This is a genomic window from Streptomyces sp. NPDC033221 (genome assembly GCF_055577005.1).
The window spans coordinates 1-12112 of sequence record NZ_JBVIQN010000043.1 but is presented as its reverse complement, the minus strand read 5'-3'; the positions used below and the strand labels follow the sequence as shown (position 1 = coordinate 12112).

General features: G+C 69.3%; 7 protein-coding genes and 1 CRISPR repeat array. All 7 genes read right to left on the bottom strand.

Annotated features, from left to right (window positions below; translation table 11 throughout):
• Window positions 1-47: 47 nt before the first annotated feature.
• The 7 genes from cas3 to ACZ53K_RS37100 all read right to left on the bottom strand — a co-directional run bounded on the left by cas3 (window position 48) and on the right by ACZ53K_RS37100 (window position 11593).
• Window positions 48-2816 (bottom strand): CRISPR-associated helicase Cas3', encoded by a 2769-nt coding sequence (cas3, locus tag ACZ53K_RS37130; protein WP_468845877.1) that lies wholly within the window; start codon window positions 2814-2816, stop codon window positions 48-50.
• Between the two features lie 1707 nt (window positions 2817-4523).
• Window positions 4524-5163: direct repeats of the CRISPR family, unit length 29 nt; unit sequence CGGTTGATACCTGCGCGTGCGGGTCAGCC.
• Between the two features lie 89 nt (window positions 5164-5252).
• On the bottom strand, window positions 5253-5951 hold the full coding sequence (gene cas6e, locus ACZ53K_RS37125) for a type I-E CRISPR-associated protein Cas6/Cse3/CasE (RefSeq protein ID WP_468845874.1): 699 nt from the start codon (window positions 5949-5951) through the stop codon (window positions 5253-5255).
• Between the two features lie 38 nt (window positions 5952-5989).
• Window positions 5990-6724, bottom strand: a complete 735-nt coding sequence (gene cas5e, locus ACZ53K_RS37120; RefSeq protein WP_468845871.1) for a type I-E CRISPR-associated protein Cas5/CasD — start codon at window positions 6722-6724, stop codon at window positions 5990-5992.
• Entirely contained in the window at window positions 6721-7887 is a 1167-nt protein-coding gene (gene cas7e, locus ACZ53K_RS37115; RefSeq protein ID WP_468845868.1) for a type I-E CRISPR-associated protein Cas7/Cse4/CasC, read from the bottom strand. Before cas7e ends, cas5e begins: the two co-directional genes overlap by 4 nt.
• A complete protein-coding gene (casB, locus tag ACZ53K_RS37110; RefSeq protein ID WP_468845866.1) occupies window positions 7884-8414 on the bottom strand; it encodes a type I-E CRISPR-associated protein Cse2/CasB in 531 nt (176 codons plus the stop codon). Before casB ends, cas7e begins: the two co-directional genes overlap by 4 nt.
• A gap of 74 nt (window positions 8415-8488) precedes the next feature.
• Window positions 8489-10057, bottom strand: a complete 1569-nt coding sequence (casA, locus tag ACZ53K_RS37105) for a type I-E CRISPR-associated protein Cse1/CasA (protein ID WP_468845863.1) — start codon at window positions 10055-10057, stop codon at window positions 8489-8491.
• A gap of 897 nt (window positions 10058-10954) precedes the next feature.
• On the bottom strand, window positions 10955-11593 hold the full coding sequence (locus tag ACZ53K_RS37100) for a ScbR family autoregulator-binding transcription factor (RefSeq protein ID WP_468845860.1): 639 nt from the start codon (window positions 11591-11593) through the stop codon (window positions 10955-10957).
• Window positions 11594-12112: the final 519 nt, after the last annotated feature.

The following is a 12112-nucleotide window of genomic DNA, read 5'->3' as shown; positions in this document are numbered from 1 at the left end:
TGGCTAACCGGGGATCTCGCGCTATACGGGCCGCTGCGGGAGGCGTGTCAGAGGCCGGCGCGACGGACGAGCCCCAGCTCGGCGTCCAGACGCAGGGTGTGCTGGGATGCTTCGTACGCTCCGATGGAGCCGTCCTGAGCGACGGGGTGGGGCAGCAGTCGCAGGTCGCGGGCGGTGGGGGTGCGTTCCCATTCCTTCGGCGGGAAGGTGTCCTGGTCGTCGTGGGGCAGATAGCTGCCGGGGGCTTGGACGGTCAGGCGCACCAGCCGGGCGACGGTGTCGCGGTCCAGACGCTGCTGCGGTGCTGGGGGCACCGGCAGCGGCTGGGAGCATTCCGGGTCGAGCCATCGACGGCCGTCGGCAGTGGTGTAGATGGGCAGGAGCCGTTCGGAGTCGGCGCCCAGCCGCGTGGTGACCGCTGCCGGATCGATCTCGCGGTCGGTCAGCGGGTAAAGGTCCGTGACCTGGTGCGGGGCGGGGATGGCGACGGCATCGGCCGCGGCGGCCTGGGCGGTCTCCCGCACCGCTCGCTGCCGGTCATCGGAGAGTGCCTGGTCGGCCAGGTCGTTGACGTCGGCGTAGACCATCTCGATTGCCTCGGCCACCTCGCCGGGCACGTCCAGGGGCCGCCCGGCCCGGTCGGTGAGCAGGTCGCGCGTGCGGCGCAGCAGCGCCGCGTCGTAGACCTCCCCCCAGGCCGGCGGCGGCAGCGATCCGCTGGGGGAGCAGACCACCAGGCGGGGGACGCGGGCCCAGGAGGGGCGCGCGCCGCGTTCGCCGAGCTGGTGACGGTGACCGCGGCCGGCTCGCTGCAGCAACTGGGCCAGCGGCGCCAGGTCACTGATCACCAGGTCGAAGTCCACGTCCAGGGACTGCTCGGCCACCTGCGTCGCGACGACGATCAGCGGCTCGTCCGGACGCGCCGCCTTGGGCCCCAGCAGGCCCAGCAGCATCTGGGTGGTGGCGTCGCGCTGCCACACCGGCATACGGGCGTGCAGCAGCAACAGCCGCGGCCGGCGCGAGCCACGGCGTTCTTTCAAGGCGAGGAACGTCTGCTGGGCATCCGGCACGGTATTGCACACCACCAGCACAGCCCCAGGATCCTGCCCGGCGTCATAGAGCGGAGCGAGCTCCTCGGCCAGACGCTGCGCCCGGCCGTCGCAGCGGTCCGGATCGTGGGTATGCCGCACCTCGTGAAAGTCGATGACGAGCGAGCGCTGTCGGCGGCTTTCAATGACCGGCGAGGCGGTCACGGCGCCGGATGCGGCATCGGCGAACAGCCAGCCCGGATATGCGGGGGCGACGTCACCGGCGCCGGGGTGCCCGGCCCCGCGCAGGTAGGCGTCGACCAGGCGGCGCGCCAGCGAGCCGGCCAAGGTGGCGGACAGCAGGACCACCGGCACCCCCAGGTGCCCCAGCCACTCCAGCAGACGCACGGTGAGCGCATGTCCGTACGCGTCATAGGCATGGGCCTCATCAATGATCAGCGTCTTGCCGGACAGGCCGAGCCAGCGCAGCACATTGAACCGCACCGGCAGAGTCGCCATCGCCGCCTGGTCCCACGTACCCACCGCGACGCCGGCGACGAGTCCAACGTGTCGCCCGCGCAGGAACTCCCCGGCCGTGGTAGAGACGCAGCCCTCCCCGAGCACGGCGTCGCTGCCGTCCTCGGCGTATTCCTCATTCAGCCACGCCAGGCCGTGCAGCAGCGTGACCGGAGTGTCCGTCTGGGTGCTGCGCGCGACGTAGTCGCGCACGCGCTGCCACATCGCCTCGGTGGTGGCCATGGTCGGCAACAGCACGGCCAGACCCGCCCGGCCCGAGGCGGCCCCCAGCACCCGAGCCCCGTAGAGACCGACCTCGGTCTTGCCGTCCCCGGTGGGAGCCGTCACCAGCAACAAACCCGCCCCCTTCGACACCACCCTCGGCAACCGCAACCCGACATCGCTCTGCAGCGGATAGGGCTGACGAATAGCAGGGAAGACCTCGCCGAAGGAATCCGCCGGATTCCAAAGGGGCGCAGCCAACTGGGCATCCGCCACCGCCCGGGCCGCATGGCCGACCGCCCGCTGATAGTGCGCCTGCCAATTTCCCTCAGCAGCCCTCCATTCGGCGAGCCGTGCACGCACCCAGCCGACTTTGGAAGCCAGCCAGTCGGCCAGCACCACAAGCGCGGTGACCATGACAGCCGCACCGGCCGGCGCCACCTGTACCGGAGCCACCGGCCGTCCGGTCGCCTCGTAGAGCATCCCCACCAACGCGGCCCGCTGCCGCCTCCAGCCCGCTGCCGCCCCCACACGCGGCTCGCCATGCTCCGGGGCGGCCATCAGCACCCGGTCGAGCATCGCTCCGTAGACGCCGTGATGGCCACCGAGGATCTGCGCCACCTGGTGGGCTACCGACCTGCTCGGACGCGACGCCGCGTCATACCCGTACGGCGCCAGAAGCGAGGGCAGCACCAAATGCGTCACCCGCCCGTGCCGCACCGCCCCCTCAAACATCCAACCGGAAGGAGCGGCGAAATCCGGCTCCTTGAGGAATGCCGGATCAGGGCCCGACGGATTGCCCTGGAACGAGGGGCAGCACTTGCCCAGGTCGTGCAGCCCGGCCCAGAAACAGACCATCCCGCGAGCATCTGCCACCGGTACACCGAATGCGTCGGCGATGGCGGCACGTTGCTGTTCCGTGAGATAGGCGTCCCAAAGTTCTCCTGCTATTGCGGCAGTGTCGAGGAAGTGGCAGCCCAAGGGGTAAGGGAAGAGGAGGCCGTTCCACTTTCCCCACACGTCTTGGTCTGGGTTGAAGCTGTCAGTCATGAAATCTCCGAACGTAACCAAATCGGCCTGACGGTGAATGATTCAATTGGTAGAGGCAGGCACCCATGCGTGTGGACAGGGAGTCGTCACGTCGGCGTCGCGGGAGGCGGACAGCACCTGGGCGTGCGGGTCGAACGCTGGCACCGACGTCATTACCGCCCTGCTGATCGGCGAATACCTGCGCGTGCGGTCGGCCCTGGCCAACTCGGGGTGGTGTGCTCGCCGATCGGTTAATACCTGCGTGTGCGGGTCGGACCTGCTGACCGGTACCACTCCGGGTGTGTGCCGTGGTTGATACCTGCGCGTGCAGGTCGGCCCCCGAGGAGCGTGCCCCCACCGAGAGGGCCCGCGGTCGATACCTGCGGTGCGGGTCGGCCTTTCTTGGCGAAGAACCCCAGATCAGACACCACGGTTGATACCTGCGCGTGCGGGGCGGACGCCAGCCTGCTCTACGGGCACGGCGCGAACGCCGGTCGATACCTGCGCGTGCGGGTCGGACGAGGCGTCGGCGGGCGCGGTGTGGCCCATGTCCGGTGGATACCTACGCGTGCAGGTCGGACTGCGGAGACGGCGTGAAGGGCGATGTCCCCTGCGGTTGATACCTGTGCGTGCGGGTCGGACTGGCCCGGTGCGTGCTCGTCGGCGCTGGCCTCCGGTTGACACCTGCGCGTGCGGGTCGGACGGTTCGTGCTGATAGAGCACACGGAGCGGCGCCGGTTGATACCTGCGCGTGCGGGTCGGACGATGAGCACCTGGCGCTGCTGGAGACCGAGATCGGTTGATACCTGCGCGTGCGGGTTGGACAGGAACGCGTGCGGGTCGGACAGGAAGATGCCCACCGGGATGTAGGCCATCAGCGGGTGATACCTGCGCGTGCGGGTCGGACTCTTTCCCGTTCCGCGTGCGCTACCGCGCCTACGGGTGATACCCGCGCGTGCGGGTCGGACGCCCGCTCGATCGACAGCAGCGGATCCATCCACGGTTGATACCTGCGCGTGCGGGTCGGCCGTCGATCCTGTGACAGAAGCGCGGCGCACCGTCGGTTGATACCTGCGCGTGCGGGTCAGACTTCGTCGCGATGCTCGCGGCGATGCGCGGCACCGATTGATACCTGCGTGTGCGGGTCGGACGCGGTCGCCAAGCGCGCCCTGGCCGGTGTTTCCGGTTGATACCTGCATGTGCAGGTCGGACCCTAAGCCATGGCCGCCCGTGGCCACCAAGGGCGGTTGATACCTGCGCTGCGGGTCGAACGAACCGAATCTCGCTCCGGTGTGCCGCCTCGTCGGCGATACCTGCGCGTGCGGGTCGGACGCCGCCGTGTCCGTCTTCGAGGTCGCGAACGGCGGTTGATACCTGCGTGTGCGGGTCGGACTGGCTGTTCTTCGGCCGGGGCATGGTCGACGCCGGCTGATACCTGCGCGTGCGGGTCGGACTTCATCCGCTTCGACCTGGCCGGCGTTGACTACGGTTGATACCCGCGCGTGCGGGTCGGACGCCGATGGAGTACGGGCGCAGTGCGGCGAGGGCGGTTGATACCTGCGCGTGCAGGCCGAACCTGCTGGTCGGCCCGGTTGGGGCGGGCAAGAGCGGCTGACACCCGCACGTGCGGGTCGGACTACCACTGAGGCCCCTCGGGGCGCTGTCCGCTCGGCTGATACCTGCGTGTGCGGTCGTACCTCGCGTTCGTCTCCCGAGCACCCGGGTGGAACGGTTGATACCTGCGCGTGCGGGTAGGCCGAGCTGGCTGGCTACACCAACAACGTGCTGGTCGGTTGATACCTGCGCGTGCGGGTCGGCCCACCGCCCCAGCAGGGGTCACGCGATTTCGTGCGGTTGATACCTGCGTGTGCGGGTCGGACAGCGCGCCGCATCGATTCCATGCCACCTGAGCCGGTTGATACCTGCGTGTGCGGGTCGGACACGGGCGACAGCAACGGGAACAGCCTGTCCCCCGGTTGATACCTGCGCGTGCGGGTCAGCCAGGGTGACGAGCCTGGTCATGGCGTCGGCCCGCGGTTGATACCTGCGCGTGCGGGTCAGCCTTCGGCCGGGGGTGGGCAGGCGTCGGCTACAACGGTTGATACCTGCGCGTGCGGGTCAGCCGCCGTCGTGTCCCTGCTGTCCATGCCGTTCGGCGGTTGATACCTGCGCGTGCGGGTCAGCCATGCTTCTCGGCCATGTCGCTCCGGAGATGGACGGTTGATACCTGCGCGTGCGGGTCAGCCCGTTCCCCGGAACCCCATGAAGATCCGGTGCGCGGTTGATACCTGCGCGTGCGGGTCAGCCCAGCGGGTGCGGCACGCACGCGAACGCAAGGGCGGTTGATACCTGCGCGTGCGGGTCAGCCCCTTCGCGACCTGGGGCGTTTAGGTGGCTTTGCTATTTCGTTATCAAGGTTCGTGTCGGGCGGTTGGCCCGGGGATGTGGTCGTCAGGGTTACCGGGATGGGGCGATGGACAGGAGTCCTGCTCCGTAGGCGCGGGCGCGGCCTACTCCGGTGGTGATTGCTGCGCGGAGGGCGTCGGGATCGGTGATGATGGCGTGGCCTTCGAAGCGGGTTACCGGCATGTGGAAGCGCATCCGGCCGGGTTCGTGCGGGTGTTTCTTGCGGCCGAAGATCGCGGGTTGGCTCGCGGTGAGAATCGTGTCGGGGGCGAGGGTGAGGCCGGCTTCTGTGGCTTTGCGGTACCACCAGGCGGTGGCTTCCTCGCCGTACAGGGGGAAGAGCTTGCCGCGGTGGCGGCGGCCTTTGGCGTCGGTCGTGGTGGAGGGCTGGGAGCGTTGGGGGGCTGCGTCGAGCCGGTAGCGGATGGCGCGGCCTTCTTGGCACCAGGTGAGCAGGGGGGTGATGTCGCGGTGGTCGGTGGCGGTGGCGTAGTCCGCCGGCAGCTGGGTCAGGTCCAGGGGCGTGGTGGACTGGATGAGGAGGGTGTGTTTGGTGCGGTCGCGTTCGAGGCGGTAGAGGACACCGGCGGTCTGCCGTGTTCCGGTGCCGGGCGGGTTGGGGGTGAGGCTGAGGACCCGGTGGTGGAGGCGTTGGGCGTTGGTCAGGTCCGGTCCCGCATCGTCGGATCGGGGGTTGATTTGGATCTTGGTGAGGTGTGCGGTCGTGGGCGGTGCGAGGGTGGTGGTCATGTCGGGTTCCGTTGCGGTGCGGACGGCGGGCTCGGTGGTCAGCGGCCCTGGCGGTAGTGGGTCAGGCGGCGCAGGTAGGCGGTGCCGGTGCCGGCGCACAGGTCGCTCGGCAGGTGGCGGCGGGTTTCCCAGAGGTTGCGGGAGCCGAAGGTCCGGTCGGGCAGGGGGACGTCGCGCACGGCCCGGGTGGCCGGCAGGAGCGGCTCGTCCTTGGGCGGGGCTTCGCTGAGGAAGGTGACCTCGACGCTGTCGGCGCGCTGGGGTGCCCGGCGGTGCAGCGGCAGGTGCTGCAGGGCGTGCTCGGCGTCCTCCGTCTGTCCGATGAGCACGGGGGTGTCCGGCGGGCAGGCCCGGCGGCCCAGGTGCGGCGGGTAGACGGGGTGGTGCAGGGCGGTGGCGGCCTGGGTGATGAGGTCGGCGGGTCCGGTGACGGCGACGCTGAAGGCCGCGTCGTTGAGGTACCAGTCCTCGAAGATCAGGGCGGTGCCGCGGCGTCCGCCGTTGGCGTTCATGACGGTGTGCTCGGCGGGGTAGCCGCCTCCGACGGTGTGGAAGTCCATCAGGCGCTGTCCGGGCCGGTCGATGCGCACGGTGAAGCTGAGGCAGGCCAGGTCGCTCAGGTCGGCGCCGCGGGGGCGTCCTTGGGCGGCGGCGATCAGTCCGGTCAGGCCGCTGCGGGTGGGGTGTGCGTGGGTGTCGCGTACCCGCCCGCCCTGGGGTCTGCCCCAGCACTGCTGCGGCGCGGAGAGGTGCAGCAGGAGTCCGGCACTCACTTCGGAGTCTCCGTGTCGAAGGCCGCGGTGGTGATGGCCTCGGCCAGGTCGGACAGCTGGGGTATGTGCCGGCCCAGTGCGGTCAGGGAGCCGAGGTTGGCGGCGGTGCCGGTGTGGGCGGCGGCGATGACGGGCTCGGGGCCGAAGAAGGCGTGGACGGCCTGGGCGTGCTCGTCGAGCTGCTTGATGCTGGGGGAGGTCCAGCCGGTGGTCTCGTCGGCGACGACGGGGGCCTCGAAGGCGCCGGCCAGGCTGACGGGCCGGTCACTGCGGACGGTGACGTAGGCCAGGGCCGGAGGCGTGAAGGGCGCGGTGCTGTTCTTCTTGGCCCGGGGCACGTGCACGGCGAATTCGGCGAGGTAGGCGCGGACCAGTTCCCGGGCGGCGTCGCGGTCGTGGCCCAGGTTGGTGATGAGACCGTCGAGGCTGATGGAGCTGTACTTGTAGAAGGTGCCGGAGGTGTAGGCGCCGTGGCCCATGTGGGCGGAGCCGTTGTCGTCGCCGGGGACGTCGTCGACGGCGGTGAAGAAGTCGCTCTGTTCTTCGGTGGCGTGGGTGGTGATGGCGTGCGCGACCGAGATGGCGCCGTCGACGGTGACCTCGGGCGCGTTGGCGAGCATCCGGCCGAAGGCGGCGATGGAGGCGTTGCGGGTGGCCAGCACCGCCTGGATCTGCGTGGCCGTTTCCTCGTGTGCCTTGGACGTCTTGGTCTTCTTGCTCTTGCCGGCCTTGGCTTGTTCGAGGGCGCTCTTGGCCGCGGCGTCGATCTGCGTCCGCTGGTCTTCCACCAGGTCGGCCAGGGCGCCGATGGCTGCGGCCGGCAGGTAGAGCATGACGTTGGTGGTGCCGGCCTCCTCGATGCCCAGCCCGCCGACGCCCGCGGCCAGCGCCACGTTGCGTCCGGCCTCGGCGGCCTCGTCGGCCGTCCAGCCGCGGGATTCCAGCTCGGCCGCGACCTGGCCGGGCACCCGGCGGGTGCGCAGCGCCTTGTCGCCCAGGAACTTCTCGATCTCGGTGCGGGAGCCGCGCTTGAGGGCGGCCGAGGCGATGCGGCCACGTTCCACACCGCCGTAGACCGCCACCTTCGGCGAACCGTAGTAGTCGCGGTTGAGGTTGGACAGCGGGAAGCTGTGGACGATGTGTTCGTCGATGAAGATGCTCATGCGGTGTGCTCCTCTGCAGTGTCTTCGGTGGTGTCGTCGTAGTGGCTGGACATCCACTGGTCCGCCACCTCGGTGCGGTAGCGCGTCCAGCGGGTCAGATCGCGCAGCAGGTGCGGCCACGACAGGGGGACCTGCGCGGCGGCGAGCCGGTCGACCAGGGGCTGCAGGTGGTGCAGCAGGCCCGCAAGGCGGCGCTGGCGGGCCATCAGCTGCAGCAGTTCGGTGGCGGTGTCCTGGGTCAGCAGCCTGCTGTGCACCGCCCGGTTCAGCGACCAGCCGAGGTTGCCGTGCTGGGCGTCATACACGCTGGCGGACTTTGCGGTGGTGCTGGATGGGCTGGGGGCGTGGGCGGCGAACATGGCCGCCACCGCCAGATAGGCCGTCTTGCGTTCCCGCAGGCCGCGCGGGAGGCGGGACTGCAGGTGCGGGAGCATGAGCCACGGCTCGGCCAGCCCCCGGCGGGTCTGCCCGGTGCGCAGATCGCTGCGTCCCCCGGGGCTGCTGCACACCTCGGCCACGTGTTCCATAAAGGCAACGTGGCGGGCGAGCCATTTGGGAGGTGCTGGCGCGCTGTCGGTATCAGCGGTGGCGGCCGTGGTGCTCATCGCGTCCTCTTCCTGGTCGAACGGCTTGCGTGGGTACGGGGGCGGGTCAGCTGGGCCCGGGCTTTGGCGACCGCGCTCATCCCGTGCACGGTGGACTTCAGCGTCGCCGTGGCCTGGTCGAACCGTTCGAGGGCCAGGCGCCGGAAGGCGGGCCGACGGTCCGGTTCGAGGACGCGGACGGCCTGCCAGAACTCCTCCTCGGCGCGTTCCCAGAACTGGGTGCGCGCCGCCTCCACGAAGCCGTGACGCTGTTGGGGATCCCGCTTGACGTGGATGCCGAGCCAGGCCGCCGCCAGGGCGCGGGCCAAGTCGCCGGCAACGGCCTCGGCACTGCGCCGGGCGGCGGCGATGGCCGCTGCGCCCTGCGGATCGGACTCTTCGATGTGCTGCAGGACAGGGGGCGTGGTGGCGGCGTACCACTGGTTGTCCTTCTCCTGACGGTCCTGGTCCCAGGCCAGCACCCGCACCCCCAGCTGACGCTGGACCGCCGGGGGAAGCTCGGCCACGGCGTCGAAGACCGCGGGTCGCCGCAGCGTGCTCTTCGAGCCGGGCTGGGACTTCATCAGCAGGGCGTCCAGGTCGCGCCAGGCCGAGCGGGCCCGGTCGGCGCGCAGCGGCCCGCCCTTGGTGCGCTCGATGACGTAGGGGTCGACGGCGGCCGGCAGGTCGACCGCGGTATTCCAGGTGATCTTGCAGCCGGTAGTCTGCCCGGCGCTGTCACCAGTGAGCAGCAGCGCGTGGGCGGTGCGGCCGGTCAGCAGCGACACCGGCCCGCACGCCGGGGCCGGGGCCAGCGGGTCGGCAGGCTCATCGGTCTCCCACGGCGCCTGGTCCGGGCCCGGACCGGTGGGCCAGGCCGACGGGCCGGGCACGGAAGCCACCAGCGACATGAACAACCGCTCCGGCGCGTGCGGGAAGTAGGAGACGAGCGAGCGGTACGGCCCGGCCTTACAGGAACCACCCTTGCGGGAGCCGTGGGTGCGGTGCGTGCCGGTTCCGGACGGGCCGTATCCGTACCAGGCCAAAAGCCACTGCACCGCATCCGGCCCGGGCACCGGCACGTCCTGGGCGATGTGCGTGGTCCACACCGCGTTGCTTCCCGAGGGGCGGTCCATCACCAGCCGGCCGGGCGCCTGTCCCTTGCCGCACTCCTGCGCGAGCCGGATGTCCTGGAGGAACGGCTGCGTGCTGTCGTACAGGTTCAAACGGTGCGCATGGGTCTTCAGGTACTGGTCCACGCGAGCCGTGTCGAATCGCCCGGTGGCCAGGAGGTCGTCACGTGCGTCAGTCCACTGGTGAGCGGTGCCGGTGTCCAGGCCCGCCACTCGTGCGGTCACCGCGGCGAGCAGGCGACGTGCGACGGCTTCGACCGGAGGGACCGTGAAGTCGAGGTCGGCGAACAGGTGGGCGCCCTGGAAGAGGCATCGCAGGCCCACCTGGGCGCATCCTCCGGCACTGGCTTCCGGCAGCAAGGACCGCAGTTCCTCGGTCTCGCCGGCGTCCAGGTCGGAACGAACCCGCACGGGAATCCAGCCGTTATCGGCCACGGGAAACGGGTAGGGCATGCCGCCTTCTCTTACTTGATGGACAGGCAAAAGGGGCTCGCCGGCGCCAGAGGGGCGGGCGAGGTGGCCGATATGCAAGCAGGGCAGGCCAGGGCGCGCAAAATGATCTTTAGGCGGTGATCGAGGCGTTGTCAGTGGGAGCCGTTAGGGTCCGCGCCGCCGTTGCGTCACCTCTTCATGCCCAATGGTGCACAGGCTTAGCGACACCGACGGGGGCACGAGGGCCTAGCGGAACGAACTTGCGACTTGATGGGTCATCAAATGCCCAACGAACTCGGGAGCTGACCAGCGATCAGTACTCCTCGGCGAGTCATCATGGAGGCTCGGCTTGATCGCTGTGATTCGCCTCGGGATATCAGGCTGTACGGCAGGGCGCCTTGCTTGCCCCATATCGTTGGTGCTTCGTCGAACTCAGGGCGCCGCGCCTGGCTGCAATGCGTGTGGGATAGCACACAAGGGAGCGCCAGGGTGGTACGGGCGGCAGAGTTGATGGCCTACCTCAATGGCGTGCGACGCGCAGGTTTGAGTAACCAGACGCGTACTGCTGCACAGCGCTAGGGGGGGCGGAAGCGCCGCCCCCCGATGCGTCACTTGACGAAGGGTATCGTCACGGTATGCGAAGCGGTTCCTACCGCCCGCCACTATGGGGTGTTCCAACGGCGCGGGGAGCCCGCATTGGCGTGGCGTCTTCGCATTCCTCTTGGCCGTGCTGGTGCTGTGGTGCGGTGTCGTACTCGTTGCCCTCACGGACCAGTGGCTCGCATGGCTCCGGTGGGGCCTGACGTCAGCAGGCTCCCTTATGGCCTTCGGGCTGCTCTGTGTACTGGTCTTTCGCTATGTAACCAGGCGTGGTCAGTCCGGGCGTGCCGTGTGTGGCATGGCTCCAGCGGGTCTGCTTCACGCCGCTGGGTGGTCCCACTGGTTGCTGAAGGTCAACTGGGAGCGGGCGGCGGGGGTGGCGATTCCGGGTAGCAGGTAGCGCCACAGGGACACCAGGCGACGGTGCAGGTCGGTGCGGCCGGTGGCGATCTGGGAAAGGAGCTGCGTGCCGGAATAGGAGCTGACCAGCGTCCAGGCCAGTTCGTGCACGTCTACGTCCGCCAGCAGCTCGCCCTTTTCCTGGGCGGCGAGCAGCTGCGCGGCGAACTGGGCTACCCAGTATTGGTAAGGGGTATCGTCCGGAGCGCCGAATTCTCCCTGCTCGACAGCCAGCCGCACTCCGGCGCGCAGCGAAGAGTTGGTCTGCAGCTCGCCTGCGAGGTAGAGGTTGATGTCGATGAGGCGTTGCAGGCCGTCGTCGCCGGGGGGTACTTCCAGCCCGTCGCCCTGCTCAATCATGACCGCGTGGGCCAGAGCCTGCTTGCCGCGGAAGTGGAAATACAGTGCGCCGGGGGTAATTCCGGCCCGGTCCATGATTTTACTGACGCTTGCGCCGCTGTAGCCGTATTCATCGAACACTTCGGAAGCTGCTCGAATGATCCTCTCGCGCGTCGCGACTGCTCGCTCGTGCACTGACTGCACCGTCTCTTTCGTCATCCCTAGGCATGGTACGGAAGGTGTGCCTGGGAAGGACTGCGGGGGGCCGGGCGCAGGTCACGCTCTGGATGTTGCTGCCCAAATGTGGTCAGAGTGATGTCTGAGCGCAGATTCTCGGGTGGCTCTTTCTAGGCGCGGTCACAGACAAGGCTGGGGATCCCTGATACCGGGCGGCTGCCGATTGCCATGGAGAAGAGAGGTCGTGGGGCCCGCCATGAGCCATACCAGTAGGGGCTGGTGTCGTCGGAGTCGGTGAGGCGCAGGCCGCACCGGAGTCGTCGGCCAAGGCGGCGGTGCCGTCCTCGCACCGGGCCAGCAGGCCGACGTCGATCAGTCCGGTGACGGTTTCCATGGTGGGCTCGTTCTCGTTCACGGGGGCGGGGCCCAAATAACCCCACAACTACATCTTCGACCTCAAGGAGATGGGTGTAGCTCCGTTGTAGTGACCGTGCTGATCAGGCCGTGAGCCCGTATTGGTCCTGGTCGGCAGTTTGGTGGATGCGGTGGTGCTCCCGGGCG